This is a genomic window from Azospirillum doebereinerae (assembly GCF_003989665.1).
Classification (GTDB): Bacteria; Pseudomonadota; Alphaproteobacteria; order Azospirillales; family Azospirillaceae; genus Azospirillum; species Azospirillum doebereinerae.
Genome location: NZ_RZIJ01000012.1, coordinates 107,015 through 127,625 on the forward strand (window position 1 = coordinate 107,015; position 20,611 = coordinate 127,625).

Consider the following 20,611-nt stretch of genomic DNA (forward strand, 5'->3'; position numbering starts at 1 on the left):
CAAGCGGTTGGACAGCGCAATCGAGAGGGCGACCATGGGCGGCGATCTGGCGGGGCGGCGGATTCTGGTGCCGGAAAGCCGGGACCTCGACCTGTTCGCCGGCATGATGGAGCAGCATGGGGCGGAGACCATCCGCTGCCCGATGGTGAAGATCCTCGACCTCGACGATCCCGCCCCGGCGGTGGACTGGCTGAACCGGCTGCTCGACGGCCGCTTCGACGACATCGTGCTGCTGACCGGGGAAGGCCTGCGCCGCCTGATGACGGTCGCCCGCGCCATGGAGCGGGAAGCCGAGGTGATCGCCGCCTTCGGCCGCACCCGCATCTTCGTGCGCGGCCCCAAGCCGGTAAAGGCGTTGCGCGAGATCGGTCTCGCCCCCTACGCATCGGCCCCCGCCCCGACCACCGACGGCGTGATCCTGTCGCTGGCCGATGAGGATCTGACCGGGCGGCGGGTCGGCGTGCAACTTTATCCCGGCAACCCCAACGACATTCTGCTCGACGCGGTGCGGGCGCGCGGCGGCGAGCCGGATGCGGTCACGCCCTACCGCTACGCCTCGGATTCGGAGACCGGCGCCGTGGAGGCGGCGATCCGCGAGATGGCGGCCGGGCGCATCGATTTCGTCGCCTTCACCGCCTCGCCCCAGGTGCGCCGCCTGCACGAGGTGGCCGAATCCTGCGGGTTGTCGGACGCCTTCGGCGCGGCCTTCCGCAACACCCGCATCGCCGCCGTCGGCCCTGTGGTGGCGGAGGCGGTGGAGGCCGCCGGGGGCGTGGTCGCCGTGTCGCCGCAATCGACCTTCCACATGAAGCCGCTGGTCAACGCCATCCGCGACTTGCTGGCCAAGGGGTGACGGCCGGAGAGGCGGGACGGCGGCAATCTGTCTCACCGTGTTGATAGCGATTCTCATCGCCGGTTAATCAGGCGGGTCCATACTGGCAACCGGTCCGAAGTCGTCGGGACCGGTTCCGAAAGAGTCCGCCATGCGTCACATCCCATTCCCATTCAGCCGCGCCACCGTCGCGGGCGCCCTGTTCCTCGCCTTCGCCGGCCTGCCCGCCGCCGCGCAGGAGCTTCCGACCAAAGAGGCCCTCGGCGAGGCGCTGTTTTCCGACACCGCCCTGTCCTTCAACCGCAGCCAATCCTGCGCCGATTGCCACAACCCGATGTCGGGCTTCGCCGATCCGCGCGACGGGGGCGTCGTGGGCGCGGCGTCGCGCGGCGCCAACGGCACCTCCATCGGCGACCGCAACGCGCCGACCGTCGCCTACGCGCGGTTCAGCCCGGCCTTCTCGGTCAACGCCAAGGGCAAGCCGGTCGGTGGGCAGTTCCACGACGGCCGGGCCGCGACGTTGAAGGAGCAGGCCGGCGGCCCGCCGATGAACCCCGACGAGATGGGCATGACCTCCAAGGCGCAGATGCAGGAGCGCTTGAAGGAAAACCCGAACTACGCCCGCGCCTTCGTCGCGCTCTACGGCGCCGGGGTGCTGGACGATCCCGAGCGCGCCTACGACGCGATGAGCGACAGCCTGGCGCGCTTCGAGGAAACGGCCCAGGTTTCGCCCTTCGATTCGAAATACGACCGCTACCTGCGCGGCGAATACAAGATGACCGGCGAGGAGGATCTGGGGATGACCCTGTTCTTCTCGACCCAGTTCACCAACTGCAACCAGTGCCACAAGCTGAAGGCGATGCCGGCCTCGGCCGGGGAGACCTTCACCAACTACGAGTACCACAACATCGGCGTGCCGGCGAACGCGGCGCTGCGGGCGGCCAACGGCAAGGGCAAGGCCTTCGTCGATCACGGCCTGCGCGGAACCCCGGTTTCCACCGGCAGCGCGCAGGACGGCCAGTTCAAGACGCCCACCCTGCGCAACGTCGCCGTCACCGGCCCCTACATGCACAACGGCGTGTTCCAGGATCTGGAAACGGTGGTCCGCTTCTACAACAGCTACAACAGCCGGACCGAGAAGGCCAAGATCAACCCGGAAACCGGCAAGCCCTGGGGCAGGCCGGAGGTTGCCGGCACCCTGTCGATGACCGAGCTGGAAGCCAGCCCGGCGCTGGACGACCGCCGGGTCAAGGCGCTGGTCGCCTTCATGAAGACGCTGACCGATGCACGCTACGAGCATCTGGTGAAGTGAAGCGCTGACTTGGCCGGCGGCACCAGGCGTCGCCGGCCACCCGCTCACTCCGCGTATTGCGCGGCGATGTCCAGAAAACGCCCTTCGATCCGCAGGAAGGCATCGACCACATCGGGGTCGAAGTGCTGCCCACGCCCTTCCACGATGATGGCGGCGGCCTGCGCGTGGGGCATCGGCGCCTTGTAGACGCGTTTGGAGATCAGCGCGTCGTACACGTCGGCCAGCGCCATCAGCCGGGCGGACACCGGAATGTCGTCGCCCTTCAGCCCCTTTGGATAGCCCGACCCATCCCATTTCTCATGATGGGCCTCGGCGATCTCGCAGGCGAAGTGCAGGAAGGACGGGGTGCCCCCGGCCAATTGCCCCTCGGCGCGCATCAGCGAATCGCGGCCCAGCGCGGCGTGGGTCTTCATGATCTCCCACTCCTCCGGCGTCAGCTTGCCGGGCTTCAGCAGGATGGCGTCCGGGATGCCGACCTTGCCGATGTCGTGCAGCGGCGCCGATTTGTAGAGGAGGTCGATGGCCGCGTCGGTCAGCGTGCCGGAAAAACGCGGGTGGCCCTGCAACTCCACCGCCAGCGCGCGGACGTAGTGCTGGGTCCGGCGGATGTGGTTGCCGGTCTCGTTGTCGCGGGTTTCCGCCAGCGAGGCCAAGGCCATGATCGTGACGTCCTGGATGGATTGCACATCGGCGGTGCGGCGCTTCACCTCGGTTTCCAGAAAGGCGGCCTTGTCGCGGAGAAAGTCGGCCGCTTCCTTGAGGCGCAGGTGGTTGCGCACGCGGGCCAGCAGGATGGGCGCGCTGATCGGCTTGGTGATGTAGTCGACGGCGCCCAGCTCCAGCCCGGCCTGCTCGTCGGACTGATCGGACAGCGCGGTCAGGAAGACCACCGGGATGTCACGGGTCGCCGGATCGGCCTTGAGCCGGCGGCACACCGCGTGGCCGTCCATGTCCGGCATCATGATGTCCAGCAGGATCAGATCGGGCATCGGCACCGTCTGGGCGATGCGCAGCGCCTTCTCGCCGCCGCTGGCGACCTTCACCTTGTAGGTGTCCTTCAGCAGGCTGGCCATCAGCACCAGATTGTCCGGCGTGTCGTCCACGACGAGCACAACGGGGCGGCGGGGTTCGGCGTCGGTCATCTCGGGCAGCGTCTCGGTCGCAACGGATTGGGTCGGTGAATGGGGAGGGCGGGTCAGGACACCGGCTCGGCCAAGCGGCCGCGCGCGATGGTCAGGGCCGTGTCGAAGTCGAAGCGGTCCACCGCCTTCGCCAGCGTGTCGTAGGCACGGGATCCCAGCGCGGCGCGCAGGATCGAATTCTCGCCCTGCACCAACTCCTGGGCGTCGGGGTCGTCGTCCGCCAGCAGGGTGACCAGACGGTTCAGCGTTTCCGCGTCCCTGGCGCTGAGTGGCGGCAGCTCGGGCGCGGCCTGGGCCGCCGCCGGAGCGGGAGCCGGCGGCGGCCCAGGCTGGTCGTCGGGGATCGCGCGCCCGATGGCCGCCAGGGTCTGGCCGAGGGCGCTTTCGTAGACGCCGAGCCGTTGGGTCGTCTCGTCCGGAGCGGCGCCTTCGCGAATGGCGGTCTCCAGCGCGGAAGCCGCCGCCGCCAGCGGGCCGGCGCCGATCTGGCCCGACAACCCCTTGGCGGTGTGCGCGACGATCTCCGCCAGCCCCACATTCTTCGCCGCGATGGCCGTCGCGATGCGCGCCGCCGAATCCCGCTGCTCGCTCCGGAATCGGACCAGCAGGGAGCGGTAGAGATGCGGCTTGTTCAGCACCCGGTTCAGACCGGCCCGCGCGTCGATGTCCGGCGCGACAGCGGCGAAGGACGCCAGCGTGGCCGCCGTCGCCCCGGCGGGCGCGGCCCCCCCACCCTGCGCCGTCCGGCCCGCCCAGCGGGCCACCATGGCGTACAGCTCCTCCGGGTCGATCGGCTTGGGCAGATGGTCGTTCATGCCGGCGTCCAGGCAGTTCCGGCGGTCGCTCTCCATCGCGTTGGCGGTCATGGCGACCACCGGCATATCCTTCAGCTCGGGCCGTTCCCGGATCCGGCGGGCGGCGGTCAGCCCGTCCATCACCGGCATCTGCATGTCCATCAGGACGATGTCGTAGTGTTCGTGCTCCAGCCGCTCCAGCGCGATGGCGCCGTTGTCGACGATGTCCGGCAGGGCGCCGGCGCTGGTCAGCAACTCGCGCGCCACGTCCTGGTTGAGGGCGTTGTCCTCGGCGACCAGGATGCGCAGGCCCGCCAGCCGCTCCTCGATCGTGGCATCGGGAGCGGCGGATGGAATGGTGTCGTTCCCGGCGATTCCCAGGGCGCGCGACGCCGAATCGAGCAGGACGCTGGGGTTGACCGGCTTGACCAGGATCTCGTCGACGCTGGCGCGCTGGGCCCGGTGCATGATCTCCGCCCCCCCGTAGGCGGTGACGAGCACGAAGGCGGGCGCGGTTCCCTTGGCGTGCAGATCCCGGATCGCCGTCACCGTTTCGATCCCGTCCATGCCGGGCATGCGCCAGTCGGCGAAGACGATGTCGAAGGGCGCCCCGGCGGTCAACTCGGCGCGCGCGATCTCCACGGCCTCGGCCCCGCCGCTGGCCTCCTGGACCACGAAGGTCATCGAGCGCAGCATGTCGCAGATGACGGCGCGGGTGCTGTCGTTGTCCTCCACGACCAGCGCGCGGCGGCCGCGCAGACCGGCAGCCGGCGCGTTTTGCCGCCCGCCCGCCCCGGCGGCGACACCCAGGCTGGTCGTGAACCAGAAGGTGCTTCCCTGCCCCGGCTCGCTGTCCACCCCGACCGCGCCGCCCATCAGTTCGGCCAGACGCTTGCTGATGACCAGCCCCAGCCCGGTGCCGCCGAACCGGCGGGTGGTGGAGACGTCGGCCTGCTGGAAGGGCTGGAACAGCCGGGTCCTGGCCTCCTGCGACAGGCCGATGCCGGTGTCGCTGACGGAGAAGCGCAGGCGCACCCGGTCGGTTGCGGGGCCGTCGCAGCGGACGATCACCTTGATCTCGCCGCTTTCCGTGAACTTGATGGCGTTGTTGACGTAGTTCAGCAGGATCTGGCCCAGCCGCAGCGGGTCGCCGATCAGGCGCAGCGGCACGTCGGCGCCGATGTCGAGAACAAGTTCCAACCCCTTCGCCGCCGCTTTCTCACCGACCATGTCGGACATGTCCTGGAGCACGCGCTCCAGATCCAGCTCGATGGCCTCGATGGTCAGCTGCCCGGCCTCGACCTTGGAAAAGTCCAGGATGTCGTTGATGATCGACAGCAACGACCGGCCGGCGTTCAGGATCTTGCCCGCCTGGTCGCGCTGCGCCCGGCCCATCTCGGCGCGCATCAGGATGTGCGCCATGCCGATGATGGCGTTCAGCGGCGTGCGCACCTCGTGGCTGACGTTGGCGAGGAAGGCGGATTTGGTCCGGCTCGCCGCGTCGGCGCCGCGCACCGCCTCCTCCAGCGCCACCTGCACGCGCTTGCGCTCGGTCACGTCGCGGACGATGCCGGTGAACAGCCGCTCGTTGCCCAACAGCACTTGGCTGATCGAGAGTTCCAGCGGGAACTCCTCGCCGTTCTTGCGGCGCCCCACGGTCTCCCGCCCGATGCCGATGATCTTGGCCTCGCCTGTCTCTCGGAAATGGCGGAGATAGCCGTCATGCCCGGTCCGGTGCGGCTCCGGCATCAGCAGGGAGACGTTTTTACCCACCGTCTCCTCGCTGCTGTAGCCGAACATGCGGGCGGCGCTGGGGCTCCAGCGCTGGATGGTGCCGCGCTCGTCGATGGTGATGATCCCGTCCACCACCGTGTCGAAGATCGCCTGGAGCCGCGCCTCGCCGGCCTTGGCCTCGCGTTCCAGCTCGGCGCGCCGCGCGATCTCGTCGCGCAGGGCGCGGGAGGTTTCCAACTGCCGCCCCGCGAAGGAGGCGGCCATGGTGGTGGTCGCCAGCGACACCGCGAAGACGATGACCAGGATGGCGAGCGTGGTCGGCGGCAGCGACACGCCCAGCGCGTCCGGCTGGTCCAGCGGGAAGAAGACAGCGGCGTGCATGGCGGTGTAATGCATCCCGGTGATGGCGCCCCCCATCACCGCCGCCGCGACCAGCGTCGCCGCGACCCGCGAGTCTGTCCGCTCCGCCCGCAGCGTCAGGCCGCGAATGCTGAGCGACACGAAGGCCAGCACCACGGCGACCACGACGGACACCGCCACCATGCGCGCGTCGTAGCGCATCATGGCGTCCATATCCATGGCCGCCATTCCGGTGTAGTGCATGGCGCCGATCCCGGCCCCCATCAGGACGGCGCTGAGGGCCAGCCGCCTCGGCCCGATCCGGCCGTTCTGCCCGAACACGGTCAGCGCCACACCGCTGGCCATCATCCCCGGGAGCAGGGACAGGATCGTGAGATCGATCTCGTAGGTGATGCCGCAGGGCAGCTCGAAGGCCAGCATGCCGATGAAATGCATGGCCCAGATGCCGCCGCCCATGCTGGCCGACCCCGCCGCCAGCCATAGGCCCCGTGTCAGCCCATGGGCCGCCGCCATCCGTTGGGCGGTCATCAGCGCCGCCAGCGACGCCAGCGCGGCGGTCAGGAAGGACAGGGCGACCAGCCATGGGTCGTAGCGGCCGACCAGCACGGCGTCCATGAGACCGGGGACGGCGGGGCGGAACAGGGAATCGAGCCAGAACGTCATGCCGATGTCACTTTTCGTTACACGCGCGCCGGTCTCGCAGCCTGACGACGCCCTTTACACAGCACTTGTACGAATAAGACCATTAAGATGAACAGAATCCAATTGTCGCGATTGCGGCCGTCACCAGTCCGGGACTTGAGCGTTCAGTAACCATACATTGGCGATGGATGAAGATGTCAGTGGACCGGCGCGCTTGATTGTTCCGTCATCCCGGCGTCCGGCTCGGCCGCCGGTTCCCTGTCGCGGTCCAGCGGGACCGTCAGGGTGAACACCGACCCGCCGCCGTCGCGCGGAGCGTAGGCGACCGTTCCTCCATGGAGTTCGGCGATGGTCTTGACGAGGTTGAGGCCGATCCCGGTGCCCGGCGTCGAACGGTTGTCCATTCCCCGGTAGTACTTCTCGAAGATCCGCAGGGATTCGTCCTCGGGCACGCCCGGTCCCCGATCGGCGACCGACAGCACCAGCGCGTTGCCGTTCCACCACGCCGCGACCTCGATGGCGCCGCCCTTCGCCGTCCCGTAGCGCCGGGCGTTGTCCAGCAGCGCGTCCAGGGCGATGGCGAGCAGGTCGGGATCGGCGATGGCGGTGGGCGGCAGGGCGGCGGTGTCGCCGACGAGGATGATGGCACCGTGCCCGCGCTGCCGCTCGACCACCGTGCCGACCAGCGCGGCCGGCGCGAAGGTCACGGGCTTGAGCGGAATCTCCTCGTCCACCCGTTCCCCGGCGAGGCAGGTCTCGACCAGATCGACGACCCGCCGCACCGACCGGCGGATCAGCGACAAACGGCTCCCCACCCCGGCCTGCTCGGCGTCCACCAGCCGCTCGAGCATCTGCGCCGAGCTGTCGATGACCGCCAACGGGGTCTTGAATTCGTGCGTGGCCATGTCGAGGAAGGTGCGCAGGCGCAGGCGCGCCGCCTGTTCGCCCATCAGGGCGCGCTCGATGTCGCGCGTCCGCGCCGTGACGCGCTCCTCCAGCCGGGTGTTGGCGTCGCGCAGGGCGCGGGCGAGGCGCCCCCGCTGCACGTAGAGCACCGAGATGAGGAGAAGCGCCGCGCTCAGCACGCCGATGAAGCCGAGCGCCGCCAGCGCTTCCAACAGATACTCCTCGAGCAAGGAGGGTTGGCGGAAGCGGATCTCGGTGTCGGGCGGCAGCGTCTGCTCGCGAATCCCCCAGCGGCGCAGTTGGCGCCAGTCGACGACGGCCCCGGACGAATAGTGGGTCTCGCCCGGCGCCGGGGGCCGCCACGTCCCGTCGGCCAGGGCCAGCGCGGCCCGGATCGCGACCCGGCCGGCGACCCGCGAATTGTTGACGAAGCCGCCGACGGCCCCGCTGCCGATGTCGGAATCGAACAGGACGTAGAAGGGCGCCGCGGACACCCTGGCGAGCCTTCCCGCCACCTCCTCCGGCCGGAAATGCCGTCCGAGCGCGTCCACCGACAGATGCGTGTAGAGGACGACGCTGTCGCGGGGAAGAGCGGCCAGCGTGTTTTCGAGATCCTCGATCCGGTAGTCGGACAGATGCTCGACCGCGATGCGGCGGTCGGTCCGCGCCGCCACGGCAGCACGGATGATTCTGGCCAGATGATGGGACGGGCCGCCGTTGTCGGACACGATGACCAACCTCCGGGCGTCCGGCCACTGGTCGAGGGCCATGTCCACGGTGCGGTCGATGTGCGGGCCGGTGGTGACCGGCACGATCGCCGCCTTCCCAGCCTCCCCCAGATCCTCGAATCGCGGGAAGACGCCGACCATCGGGACGCCGCCGAACAGGCCGGGGCCGAAGGCCGCCATCAACTCGATGGCGGGCGCGCCGTCGGCGATGATCACGCCGGGCCGCACGTCGCGGTATTTCGACGCGAGGAACGCCACCCATTCCGCCGAATCGGGTGTCGCGGGCAGCCGGGAGCGGTCGAGGAATTCGACGTACAGGTTGATCGGGCGGTCGCGCGCCGCCAGTTCCTCGTTGACGGCGGCGAGCATCGCCTCGGTCCAGCGGACGGTTGGGCTGAAGGAGGACACGAACAGGATTCCCCCCGACTCCACCGCCACCACGGGCCGCGCCGCGCCGAGAAGGGTGACGAGGACAAGAATCAGCGCCGCTCCCGCAACAGCCATCCGCCCCCTTGGAAATCCAAGGTTGTTTTTTAAAAATTCGAATGCGCGTTTGGCAAAGGCAACGAAGAAACGGCTGAAACCTGCCGGCGACTGTTCTGGACTTTGCAACTTTTTGGACCCACGCACAGCCCGATGTCTCTCATCCAGTGGCGCCGTCGGTCGGCCTTCCCTTCATATACCGGCAGCAAGGGCTCGTAAACCGGGAGCCACTTCTGACGAACGCCATTCGCTCTGCTATCCGGCGGTTGTCGTAGCCGCGCCTTTCCTTGGTGCCACACGCTCGTGCTTTCGTCTCGGTCAGGTGGGGTCCGGCTCCGTGGTCTCCACCGGCTTCAGGCACACATGGCAGCCTTCCGGCCCGGCGGAGGAAAAGGTGATTCCCGCCTCGCGGAACGTCTCGACGATTCGGGTTTCCGACGCCGCCTGGAGATCGTGGTGGCACTTCTCGAACGCCCGGATGGTGCTGCGGGACAGGCCGGTCCGCTCGGCCAGTTCGTCCTGGGTCCAGTCGAGGAACCCCCGCGCCGCCCGGCACTGGCCGGGCGTGAGACATTTGTGTGCTGGCATGGTCACAGCCCGGAAAAAATCAACCAAATTGGTTGAACTATGGGGTCTATGCCCCAAACTTCAAGCGCGCCCCCCTTCCCCGCCGTTTTCAGCCCACCGCAGGACGCCATGCATTCCGGTCCCTTGATCGCCATCCTTGTCGCGGGGCTTGGCCTCGCCTTCGTTTTCGGTGCCCTCGCCCACCGCCTGCGCGTCTCTCCCCTCGTCGGTTACCTGCTGGCCGGCGTGGTCGCCGGGCCGTTCACGCCGGGCTTCGTCGCCGACCAGGGGCTTGCCAACGAATTGGCGGAGGTCGGCGTCATCCTGCTGATGTTCGGCGTCGGTCTTCACTTCTCGCTCAAGGATCTGCTGTCGGTGAAGGCCATCGCCGTGCCGGGCGCGGTGGCGCAGATCGGCGTGGCGACGCTGATGGGCACCGGGTTGGGCGTGGCGCTGGGCTGGCATTGGGTGTCGGGCGTGGTCTTCGGTCTGGCGCTGTCGGTCGCCAGCACGGTCGTGCTGCTGCGCGCGCTTCAGGAGCGCCGCCTCGTGCAGACCGAACGCGGGCGCATCGCGGTGGGCTGGCTGATCGTCGAGGATCTGGCGATGGTGCTGGCGCTGGTGCTGATCCCGGCGGTGGCCGGGGCCGTCACCGGCGACGGCGGAGGTGAGGGTCCCTTCGGCCTTGGCCTGACCGGGGTCCTGCTGGTGACGTTCGGCAAGGTCGCCGCCTTCATCGCGTTCATGCTGATCGTCGGGCGCCGGGTCATCCCCTGGGTGCTGCACTGGGTCGCCCACACCGGCTCCCGCGAGCTGTTCCGGCTGGCGGTGCTGGCCATCGCGCTCGGCGTGGCGTTCGGGGCGGCCGCGCTTTTCGGCGTGTCCTTCGCGCTGGGCGCCTTCTTCGCCGGCATGATTCTCAGCGAGTCCGCGCTGAGCCAGCGCGCGGCGGAGGAGACGCTGCCGCTGCGCGACGCCTTCGCGGTGCTGTTCTTCGTGTCGGTCGGCATGCTGTTCGACCCGTCCATCGTGGTGCGCGCGCCGCTGGAACTGGCGGCGACCTTGCTGATCATCCTGGTCGGCAAGTCGCTGGCCGCCTTCCTGATCGTCCGCGCCTTCGGGCGCAAGACCGCGACGGCGCTGACCATCTCCGCCAGCCTCGCGCAGATCGGCGAGTTCTCCTTCATCCTCGCGGGGCTGGGCGTCAGCCTTAGAATCCTGCCGGAGGTCGGCCAGGATCTGATTCTCGCGGGCGCGATCCTGTCGATCTTCATCAACCCGCTGCTGTTCGTCCTGGTGTCCCGCTTCACCGCAGCCGAGGAGGCCGCGAAGAAGCCCGCCGCTCCCAAGCCGGCGGCGCCCGCCGTGACAACCACGCCCACGGCAATGGCGGAAGCCGCCGTGGAGGCGTTGATCCCTCCGCCCACCGCCGTGGAACCCGTCAAGCCGGCCGAGCCATCCGCGCCCGAAGCGGCGCCCCCCATTCCCCCCCCCCTGCCGGTGGACATCACCGAGCCTGACGAGCCCGAGCACGACCTCCAAGCCACCGCCTTGCACGGCCACACGGTGGTGGTCGGCTATGGCCGGGTCGGCTCCTTCGTCGGCGCCGGGCTCAAGGAGAGCGGAGCGCCCTTCCTCGTCATCGAGGACCGCACCGACCCGTCGAAGGCGGCGCGCCGGGACGGGGCGGAGGTTCTGTTCGGCAACGCCGCCGACCCGCTGGTCCTTCAGGCGGCCAACCTCACGACCGCCCGGCGGCTGATCGTCGTCATCCCGGACGTGTTCGAATGCGGACAGGTGGTCGAGCAGGCCCGCGTCGCCAACCCGACCTTGGAGATCCTGGCGCGCGCCCATTCCGACGCCGAGGTCGAGCATCTCCAGAAATGCGGCGCGACCCACACGATCATGGGCGAGCGCGAGATCGCCCGCGCCATGCTCCGTCTGGTCTCCGCCGAGGACGAGCCGGCCGAGGACGCGCCCGCCACCCCCGCCTGAGCCGAAAGCCTGGGCCGAAAAGCAGCGGACGCGCCGGTCACCCCACCGGCTCGTCCGCCAGCGGCAGGCCGGGCTGGGGCATGCCGGGCCGGATCACGCTGCGGATGGCGAAGCTGGACTGGATCCGCACCACCCCCGGCAGGCGCGACAGCGACTCCTTGTAGACCCGGTCGTAATCCGCCGCGTCCTGGGCCACCACCCGCAACAGGTAATCCGAACTGCCCGACAGCAGGTAGCATTCCCGCACCTCCGGGCAGCGGCGCACGGCGGCGTCGAATCGGCGCAGATACTCGTCGGTCTGCCGCTCCAGCGTGATCTGCACGATCACGATGACGGAACGCTCCTCGTCCGCCGTCTCCACGATGGCGGTGTAGCCTCGGATGACGCCGGAATGCTCCAGCATGTGCAGCCGCCGCAGGCAGGCCGAGGGCGACAGCCCCACTTCCGCCGCCAGCTTGGCGTTGCTCATGCGGCCGTCCTTGCGAAGCAGACGGAGAATCTTGTGATCGAGGGCGTCCAGGGCGTGCATGCAACTTTGTTCGAAAACGTGGCGGATCGTGCGAACCCACCATCGCATTATCGTGGATTCATGCAAGGCTTTGCAGAGATCCACCTCCTCCGTCCGGCGTATAGTGACAATACGAAGACAATCCGTCCGACCGAAAGTTTCGGGAGCAACCTATGGTCACCCGCATCGGCGTTCCGAAGGAAATCAAGGATCACGAGTACCGCGTCGGCCTGACTCCGGCCTCGGTTCGTGAACTGGCGGCGGACGGTCACGAATTGCTCGTCGAGACCGGCGCGGGGGCGGATATCGGCTTCTCCGACGCGGATTACCAAGCCGCCGGGGCCACCATCGCGAGCAGCGCCGAGGATGTCTTCGCCAACGCCGATCTCATTGTCAAGGTCAAGGAGCCGCAGACGGCGGAATGCCGCAGGCTGCGCCCCGGACAGCTCCTGTTCACCTACCTGCACCTCGCCCCCGATCCGGAACAGGCCCGGCTGCTGATGGAGAGCGGCTGCACCGCCATCGCCTATGAAACCGTCACCGACCGCGACGGCCGTCTGCCCTTGCTGGCGCCGATGTCGGAAATCGCCGGGCGCATGGCCGTCCAGGTCGGCGCGGTGGCCCTGCACAAGACCACCGGCGGATCGGGCGTGCTGCTGGGCGGCGTGCCGGGCGTGCTGCCGGGCAAGGTGCTGGTCATCGGCGGCGGGGTGGTCGGCGCCAACGCGGCGCGCATGGCGATGGGGCTGGGGGCCGACGTGGTCGTCGCCGACCGTTCGGTGGCTCGCCTCGCCCAACTCGACGATCTGTTCGGCCCCCGGCTGAAGACCGCCTACGCCTCCACCGACGCGCTCGACCGGCTGGTCGCCGACGCCGATCTGGTGGTCGGCGCCGTGCTGGTGGTGGGGGCCGCCGCGCCCAAGCTGGTGAAGCGCGCGCAGCTGGCCGGGATGCGCCGGGGCTCGGTGCTGGTGGACGTCGCCATCGACCAGGGCGGCTGTTTCGAAACGAGCCACGCGACCACCCATTCCGACCCGACCTATCTGGTCGACGGCATCGTCCATTACTGCGTCGCCAACATGCCGGGGGCGGTCGCCCGCACCTCCACCCAGGCGCTGAACCACGCCACCCTGCCCTTCGTCCAGGCGCTGGCCGGCAAGGGCTGGCGGCGGGCGCTGGCCGAGGATCCGCATCTGCGAAACGGGCTGAACGTCCACGACGGCCGCATCGCCCATCCGGCGGTGGCGGCGGCGCTCGGCCATCCCTTCCACGATCCGCAAACGTTGCTGGGCGCATGACCCCCTCAAACTGAATGAAATTCACTTCCTCGTCGGTCTGTCGAAATTTTCATTGGATGAGAGGTAAAATTTCCAGATGTTTGTTGTTTTTCTCGTGCATTTGAAGGACAGTGTTGCGTCTACGGATCAAACTGATTTACGTGTCTGTGACAAGAAAAAGGTCAGCATACGCCACCGGCACCTAAGTGCCGGGGCCAAAGATCAAGAACAGATTTGAACAGGGTAAGGCTCGGCGTGTAACGCCGACTGTGCCGGGGCGGACGGAAACACCGTCAGCCCCGGCCGTTGCATCGTCAAAAACGCAAACCCGGCAGCGATGCCGGCGGAAACGCCGTGGCCAAGGGCCGCGCCGCGTATGGGGGACGTGTTCGTATGATCGTTTACCGCGCTTTCGTCCGGGGCTACCGGGTGCCGCATCGCACCGCCCCGACACCACAGGCAATCACATTGCGCGCGCCGCTTTCCGGCCTGCTCGCATAACCGTCGCCGACGGACACTCCGCCGGGCCTTGAGGCCTTGCGGAGCTGTCGTCGCAACCGGGTGCGCGGCGGGGTTCCAAGCGTCCCCTGCCTCGGGCATGAGCGTGCTCCCCCGTTCGCTCTGCCCGGAACCCCGCCGCCACACACCCGCCGCCACACAACGGCTCCACCGACGCAGCCGTCGTTCCATTCCGCATTGCCTGTCAACGAAAGCCGGTCCTTCGCGAGACTGGGTACTGGAAGACCGGGAGAAGCCAGCCTGATGGATTATTTCATACAGCAGTTGATCAACGGATTGTCGTTGGGGGCGATCTACGGTTTGATCGCGATCGGGTACACGATGGTGTACGGCATCATCGGGATGATCAACTTCGCGCATGGCGAGATCTACATGATCGGCGCCTTCGTGGCCTTGATCACCTTTTTGGCGATGGGGGCGCTTGGCATCACCTGGGTGCCGCTGGCGCTGGTGGTGATGCTGGCGGCCTCGATGCTGTTCACCAGCGTCTATGGCTGGGCGGTCGAGCGCATCGCCTACCGGCCGCTGCGCAGCTCGCCGCGCCTGGCCCCGCTGATCTCGGCCATCGGCATGTCGATCTTCCTGCAGAACTACATGCAGCTGCTCCAGGGCGCCCGCTCCAAGCCGCTCCAGCCCATCCTGCCCGGCAACCTCACCCTGATGGACGGCGCCGTCTCGGTCAGCTACGTCCGGCTGGCCACCATTCTGATCACCCTGGTGCTGATGGTCGGCTTCACGATGCTGATCAGCCGCACCTCGCTCGGCCGGGCGCAACGCGCCTGCGAGCAGGACAAGAAGATGGCCGGCCTGCTCGGCGTCAACGTCGACCGCATCATCTCGCTGACCTTCGTCATGGGCGCCGCGCTGGCCGCCGTCGCCGGCATGATGGTGCTGCTGATCTACGGCGTCATCGACTTCTACATCGGCTTCCTGGCCGGCGTGAAGAGCTTCACCGCCGCCGTGCTCGGCGGGGTCGGCTCGCTGCCCGGCGCCATGCTCGGCGGCGTCGTCATCGGCCTGATCGAGGCCTTCTGGTCGGGCTACGTCGGCTCCGAATGGAAGGACGTCGCCACCTTCACCCTGCTCGTCCTGGTGCTGATCTTCCGCCCCACCGGCCTGCTCGGGCGTCCTGAAATCGAGAAGGTGTGAGCGCCATGACCATGCCCTCCCACACCGCCCCCACTCCGGCCCCCGCCGCCGTCCCCGCCCGCCCCGCCGTCGACTGGCCGGGCAGCCTCAAGGACGCCGCCACCGCCGCCTTCGTCGCCCTGCTGCTCACCGTCCCGCTGGTGGGGTTGCGCACCGTCGACCGCCCGACCGGCCTGAGCATCGAGGCGCGCCCCGACGAGGTGATCGCCTCCATCGTCCTGGTCTTCCTCGGCCGGCTCGGCCTCGGGCTGATCCGCCAGGGGCTGGCCCTGCCGGTGCTGGTGCTGGCCTTGGCCGCCGCCGCCGTCGGGCTGGCCCTGCCGATGCCGACCCAGGTGCTGCGCCTGGTGCTGGTCGCCGGCGGCGGCATCATCGCGCTGCGCGCCGCCATCACGCTGACCACCGGGCGTTCCAAGCTGTCCCAGGCCGAGCGCGACCGCCGCATGGACCGCGTCGCCGCCAAGGTGCAGCACGCCACCAAGTACATCGCCCCGGTCGCCATCGCGTTTGCCGTCGCCCTGCCGCTGACCCCGCTGGCCGACCGCCAACTGCTCGACATCGGCATCCTGCTGCTGACCTACATCATGCTCGGCTGGGGGCTGAACATCGTGGTGGGCCTGGCCGGGCTGCTCGATCTGGGCTACGTCGCCTTCTACGCGGTGGGCGCCTACAGCTACGCGCTGCTGGCCCATTACTTCGGGCTGAGCTTCTGGGTCTGCCTGCCGCTGGCCGGGGTGCTGGCGGCCTGTTCGGGCGTGCTGCTCGGCTTCCCGGTGCTGCGGCTGCGCGGCGACTACTTCGCCATCGTCACGCTCGGCTTCGGCGAGATCATCCGCATCATCCTGGTCAACTGGTACCAGTTCACCGGCGGCCCCAACGGCATCTCGGGCATCCCGCGCCCGAGCTTCTTCGGCATCGCCGACTTCACCCGCACGCCCCCCGAGGGCATGGCCGCCTTCCACGAGCTGTTCGGGCTGGAGTTCTCGCCGCTCCACCGCATCGTCTTCATGTACTACCTGATCCTGGCGCTGGCCCTGGTGGTCAACGTCTTCACCCTGCGGGTGCGCAAGCTGCCGCTGGGCCGCGCCTGGGAGGCCTTGCGCGAGGACGAGATCGCCAGCGCCTCGCTGGGGATCAACCGCACCAACATGAAGCTGGCGGCCTTCGCCATCGCGGCGATGTTCGGCGGCTTCGCCGGCTCGTTCTTCGCCACGCGCCAGGGCTTCATCAGCCCGGAGAGCTTCACCTTCATCGAATCGGCGATCATCCTGGCCATCGTGGTGCTGGGCGGCATGGGCTCGCAGATCGGCGTGGTGGTGGCGACGCTGCTGGTGATCGGGCTGCCCGAGGCCTTCCGCGAGCTGGCCGACTACCGCATGCTGGCCTTCGGCATGGGCATGGTGGTGATCATGCTGTGGCGTCCGCGCGGGCTGCTGGCCCACCGCGACCCGACCATCCTCCTGCACGGCGGCAAGACGCCGCGGGTGAACGCGGGAGCCGCGCGATGAGTGTGACCGAGATGACCGAGACGCCGCTTTTGACGGTGGAACACCTGACGATGCGCTTTGGCGGTCTGGTGGCGAACAACGACGTGTCCTTCGTGGCGCGGACCGGCGAGATCACCGCGCTGATCGGGCCGAACGGGGCGGGCAAGACGACGCTGTTCAACTGCGTCACCGGCTTCTACACGCCCACCGTGGGCCGCTTGAGCCTGCGCCACCCCGACGGGCGCGAGTTCCTGCTGGAGCGGATGCCGGGCTACCGCATCGCCCAGAGCGGGGTGGCGCGGACCTTCCAGAACATCCGGCTGTTCGGCGGCATGAGCGTGCTGGAGAACCTGATCGTCGCCCAGCACAACAAGCTGATGGACGCGTCGGGCTTCGCGATCGCCGGGCTGTTCGGGCTGCCGACCTACGCCAAGGCGGAGAAGGCGGCGCTGGAGCTGGCGAAATACTGGCTGGAGCGGGTGCGGCTGACCGAGTTCGCCGACTGGGAGGCGGGCAACCTGCCCTACGGCGCCCAGCGGCGTCTGGAGATCGCGCGCGCCATGTGCACCGAGCCGGTGCTGCTCTGCCTGGACGAGCCGGCGGCCGGCCTGAACCCGCGCGAGTCGGGCGAGCTGGCGGAGATCCTGACCTTCATCCGCGACGCGCGCAACCCCAACGGGCACCGCACGGGCGTGCTGCTGATCGAGCACGACATGAGCGTGGTGATGCGGATTTCCGACCATGTGGTGGTGCTGGACTACGGGCGGAAGATCTCCGACGGCGATCCGACCTCGGTGAAGAACGATCCGGCGGTGATCCGCGCCTATCTGGGCGAGGACGAGGACGCCGAGCTGCCGCCGGAGGTGGCGGGCGACCTGCCGGCCTCGGTCGTGCATCCGGCGCCCAAGGAGATCTGAGGAATGGAACCGATGCTGAAGGTTTCCGGCGTGCACACCTTCTACGGCGCCATCGAGGCGCTGAAGGGGATCGACCTGGAGATCGCGTCCGGCGAGATCGTCTCGCTGATCGGGGCGAACGGGGCGGGCAAGTCGACGCTGCTGATGACGCTGTGCGGCAGCCCGCGCGCCCGCCAGGGCCGGGTGGTCTTCGAGGGCGAGGACATCACTGAGTTGCCCACCCACGAGATCGTGCGGCGCGGCATCGCGCAGAGCCCCGAGGGGCGGCGGATCTTCCCGCGGATGAGCGTGCTGGAGAACCTCCAGATGGGCTCGATCGTGGCGAAACCGGGCAGCTTCGAGACGGAGCTGGAGCGGGTGCTGACGCTGTTCCCACGGCTGAAGGAACGCATCCACCAGCGGGCCGGGACGATGTCGGGGGGCGAGCAGCAGATGCTGGCGATCGGGCGGGCGCTGATGAGCCAGCCGCGCCTGCTGCTGCTCGACGAGCCGAGCCTGGGTCTGGCGCCGCTGATCGTGAAGCAGATCTTCCAGGTGATCCAGGCGATCAACCGGGAGCAGAAGATGACGGTGTTCATGGTGGAGCAGAACGCGTTCCACGCGCTCAAGCTGGCCCATCGCGGCTACGTGATGGTGAACGGCAGGATCACGATGACGGGGTCGGGGGCGGCGCTGCTGGCCGATCCGGAGGTCCGCGCGGCCTATCTGGAAGGGGGGCACTGAGATGGAGCACCTTCTGGGCGCGTCGCTTCCGGTGTTCCTCGGGCTGACGGTGGTGGTGTTCGGCGGCTTCGCGGTGCTGACCGGGCAGACGCTGGCGGAGGGCTGGAAGCCGGTCTCCAGCGTGCTGGCCTATTCGCTGCTGCTGGGTCTGGGCGACCGCTTCCTCGCCTGGGGTCTGTTCGGCGAGCCGCTGCTGTCGGTTTGGGGCTTTGCGGTGCACACGGTGGTGATCGGGGCGATCACCCTGACCACCCACCGCATCGCCATCGCCCGCCGCATGGTCAACCAGTACCCTTGGCTCTACGAGCGCAATGGGCCCTTCGCTTGGCGCGAACGGTCCCCGGCGCGGGGCTGACAGTATTTTCAGCAAATAGCTTAATGTTTGGGCTGCGGAAGACAACAACCGTCAATCCTAGGATCGGCGGTTGTTTCCGAAGAACAAGCACCACTTTTTCAAAGTCACAAGACGGCTCAAGCCGCGTCGGAATACGGTAAACACTCCGTAAACGCTGAAATTTTCTTGCACCCGCCGGCTTTTAAGCGGAATGCGATAGATTTCATGCAGAGTCGCCGATACCATACGGCGATCACTGTTCTTTACACATGAAAACGACGGAACGCGGCACCGGACAACCCCGGTTCCGCGATCGGCAGCGTGCAGGCGGGCGCCGGGCAGGCGGCGCCTTGATCCATCGGCAGGGGGAAGGGACAGTCTCATGGCAGCGGACATCGGCACCGGGTCTCGGCCCCGTCATTTCTGGACCATCGGCCGCAAGGTGACGGCGGCCTTCGTCGTCGCCATCGTCGGCGGCTTCGTCGTCATCATGGGCCTCCAGGCCAAGATGCAGTACGACGACACGGTGCGGCTCGCCACCCACGACGCCCGCGTCAAGACCGACATGCTGGCGAACGCCACCAAGACCAGCTTCGTCGCCAACGACGGCGCCTCCATCGAGACGGAGTTCATGCCGCTGGCCGACAGCACGGAGGTGCAACTGGCCTCCCTGAAGGCGGCGGCGCCCGGCGGCGTGCTGGCCGATTACTCCAACACGCGCTTCCTGAAATACGATCTGTCCGCCGACCAGGACCTGATCGACGCCGTGCTGGCCGGCAAGGGCGCGCAGACCCGCTCGGCCAAGGGCCACATCGTGGTGACGGTGCCGGTGGTGACCGGCAAGAGCAACCGCTTGGTCGGCGCCCTCCAGATCGCCTGGAGCTTGGAGCAGCAGATCGACGCCATCATGAACCAGATGCGCAACCAGATCGCCATCTGCCTGATCGCGCTGGTGGTGCAGATCGTCCTGCTGAACCTCGTGCTCGGCGGCATGCTGGTCCGGCCGCTGCGCGCCATGACGGCGGCGATGGCCGATCTGGCCGGCGGCAACACGAGGGTCGACGTGCCGGGCGCCGGGCGCCGCGACGAGATCGGCGCCATGGCCGGCTCGGTCACCGTCTTCCGCGACAACGCCCAGGCCATCGAGCGTATGCACGCCGTCCAGGCCGACGCCGACGCCAAGGCCGAACAGGCCAAGCGCGCCGCGCTGATCGACCTCGCCGACCGCTTCCAGGGCACGGTGATGCGGCTGGTCGAGGGCATCGCGGCCTCCGCCTCGGGGATGACCGACAGCGCCGGCAGGATGGCGGCGGTCGCCAGCGAGGCGTCCGACCAGTCGCGCAACGTGGCGCGGGAATCCGACGACATCCAGGCCAACGTCCGCTCGGCGGCGGCGGCGGCGACGCAGCTCGCCGGTTCCATCGGCGGCATCACCGAACAGGTCGGCCACTCCGCCCAGATCGCCGGGGAGGCGGTGTCGCACACCGACCGCACCAACGCGACCGTGCAGGGGCTGATCGCCAACGCCGAGCGCATCGGTCAGGTGGTCGGGCTGATCCACGCCATCGCCAAGCAGACCAACCTGCTGGCGCTGAACGCCACCATCGAGGCCGCCCGCGCGGGCGAGGCCGGCAAGGGCTTCGCCGTGGTGGCGACGGAGGTCAAGGGGTTGGCCGACCAGACCGCCAAGGCCACCGACGAGATCGCCGCCCAGGTCAACGCCATGCAGAGCGTCACGCGGGAAGCCGCGACCGCCATCGGCTCCATCGGCACGACGATCACCGAGATCGACAGCATCGCCGGCGCCATCACCCAGTCGGTGCGCGAACAGAACGCCGCCACCCAGGACATCGCGCGGGCGGTGGAGATGGCGGCGCTGGGCACCCAGGGCGTTTCGACGACCATCGCCTCGCTGGCCCACACCGCCGAGAGCGCCGGCGCCACCGCCGGCAGCGTGCTGTCCGCCGCGCGCGGCCTGTCGGACCAGGCCCGCACGCTGGCCGCCGAGGTCGACCGCTTCCTGACCGAGGTGCGGTCGCAGGCCAACGCCGGGGCGCGGGCGGCGTAGCGGGGCACGCCACAGTTTCGCCATCCCCCAATGCTCTCCTCTACCATCGCGCCGCTGGGCAAAACCCGTCCCGGCGCCCTATATGGGTGAAGGCGCGAGTCTGCAACGCCGGGATCTGGATGCCGAAACGGGGG

The 20,611-nt window shown here is 68.6% G+C and carries 15 protein-coding genes; 10 read left to right on the forward strand and 5 right to left on the reverse strand.

The genetic code is table 11. From position 1 onward, the window contains the following. Positions 1 to 7: 7 nt before the first annotated feature. Positions 8 to 853 (forward strand): uroporphyrinogen-III synthase, encoded by an 846-nt coding sequence (locus EJ913_RS16140; RefSeq protein WP_244939376.1) that lies wholly within the window; start codon positions 8 to 10, stop codon positions 851 to 853. A gap of 130 nt (positions 854 to 983) precedes the next feature. Beyond that, entirely contained in the window at positions 984 to 2,144 is a 1,161-nt protein-coding gene (locus EJ913_RS16145) for a cytochrome-c peroxidase (protein ID WP_126999662.1), read from the forward strand. A gap of 44 nt (positions 2,145 to 2,188) precedes the next feature. Here the strand turns inward: EJ913_RS16145 and EJ913_RS16150 are convergent, their stop codons facing one another. The 4 genes from EJ913_RS16150 to EJ913_RS16165 form a co-directional block, all read right to left on the reverse strand. Then, positions 2,189 to 3,286, reverse strand: coding sequence for a response regulator (locus EJ913_RS16150; RefSeq protein WP_126999664.1), 1,098 nt, complete (start codon positions 3,284 to 3,286; stop codon positions 2,189 to 2,191). A gap of 53 nt (positions 3,287 to 3,339) precedes the next feature. Next, positions 3,340 to 6,837: a response regulator gene (locus EJ913_RS16155; RefSeq protein ID WP_126999666.1), complete on the reverse strand. Its 3,498-nt coding sequence runs from the start codon at positions 6,835 to 6,837 to the stop codon at positions 3,340 to 3,342. Between the two features lie 176 nt (positions 6,838 to 7,013). Continuing rightward, the gene (locus EJ913_RS16160; RefSeq protein ID WP_126999668.1) at positions 7,014 to 8,954 is read right to left on the reverse strand and encodes a sensor histidine kinase; all 1,941 of its coding nucleotides are present in this window, start codon (positions 8,952 to 8,954) and stop codon (positions 7,014 to 7,016) included. Positions 8,955 to 9,251: 297 nt separating this feature from the next. Next, positions 9,252 to 9,521 carry a helix-turn-helix transcriptional regulator gene (locus EJ913_RS16165; RefSeq protein ID WP_126999670.1) on the reverse strand — a complete coding sequence of 90 codons (270 nt, stop codon included), beginning with the start codon at positions 9,519 to 9,521 and terminating at the stop codon, positions 9,252 to 9,254. 108 nt (positions 9,522 to 9,629) lie between these two features. Here EJ913_RS16165 and EJ913_RS16170 point away from each other — a divergent pair, with 108 nt between their 5' ends. Next, positions 9,630 to 11,495, forward strand: a complete 1,866-nt coding sequence (locus EJ913_RS16170; RefSeq protein ID WP_126999672.1) for a cation:proton antiporter domain-containing protein — start codon at positions 9,630 to 9,632, stop codon at positions 11,493 to 11,495. A gap of 37 nt (positions 11,496 to 11,532) precedes the next feature. Here the strand turns inward: EJ913_RS16170 and EJ913_RS16175 are convergent, their stop codons facing one another. Continuing rightward, a complete protein-coding gene (locus EJ913_RS16175; protein WP_425321116.1) occupies positions 11,533 to 12,072 on the reverse strand; it encodes an Lrp/AsnC family transcriptional regulator in 540 nt (179 codons plus the stop codon). A gap of 104 nt (positions 12,073 to 12,176) precedes the next feature. Here EJ913_RS16175 and ald point away from each other — a divergent pair, with 104 nt between their 5' ends. The 7 genes from ald (at position 12,177) to EJ913_RS16210 (ending at position 20,477) form a co-directional block, all read left to right on the forward strand. After that, on the forward strand, positions 12,177 to 13,301 hold the full coding sequence (gene ald, locus EJ913_RS16180) for an alanine dehydrogenase (RefSeq protein WP_126999676.1): 1,125 nt from the start codon (positions 12,177 to 12,179) through the stop codon (positions 13,299 to 13,301). A gap of 741 nt (positions 13,302 to 14,042) precedes the next feature. Continuing rightward, positions 14,043 to 14,948 (forward strand): ABC transporter permease subunit, encoded by a 906-nt coding sequence (locus EJ913_RS16185; protein ID WP_126999678.1) that lies wholly within the window; start codon positions 14,043 to 14,045, stop codon positions 14,946 to 14,948. A gap of 5 nt (positions 14,949 to 14,953) precedes the next feature. Further along, the gene (livM, locus tag EJ913_RS16190) at positions 14,954 to 16,456 is read left to right on the forward strand and encodes a high-affinity branched-chain amino acid ABC transporter permease LivM (protein ID WP_126999680.1); all 1,503 of its coding nucleotides are present in this window, start codon (positions 14,954 to 14,956) and stop codon (positions 16,454 to 16,456) included. After that, a complete protein-coding gene (locus tag EJ913_RS16195; protein WP_126999682.1) occupies positions 16,453 to 17,352 on the forward strand; it encodes an ABC transporter ATP-binding protein in 900 nt (299 codons plus the stop codon). Before livM ends, EJ913_RS16195 begins: the two co-directional genes overlap by 4 nt. Before the next feature lie 12 nt (positions 17,353 to 17,364). Continuing rightward, on the forward strand, positions 17,365 to 18,075 hold the full coding sequence (locus EJ913_RS16200; RefSeq protein ID WP_126999684.1) for an ABC transporter ATP-binding protein: 711 nt from the start codon (positions 17,365 to 17,367) through the stop codon (positions 18,073 to 18,075). A 1-nt stretch (position 18,076) separates the two neighbouring features. Further along, positions 18,077 to 18,430, forward strand: coding sequence for a DUF6867 family protein (locus EJ913_RS16205; protein ID WP_126999686.1), 354 nt, complete (start codon positions 18,077 to 18,079; stop codon positions 18,428 to 18,430). Positions 18,431 to 18,791: 361 nt separating this feature from the next. Continuing rightward, a complete protein-coding gene (locus tag EJ913_RS16210) occupies positions 18,792 to 20,477 on the forward strand; it encodes a methyl-accepting chemotaxis protein (RefSeq protein ID WP_126999688.1) in 1,686 nt (561 codons plus the stop codon). The last annotated feature ends 134 nt before the right edge of the window (positions 20,478 to 20,611 follow it).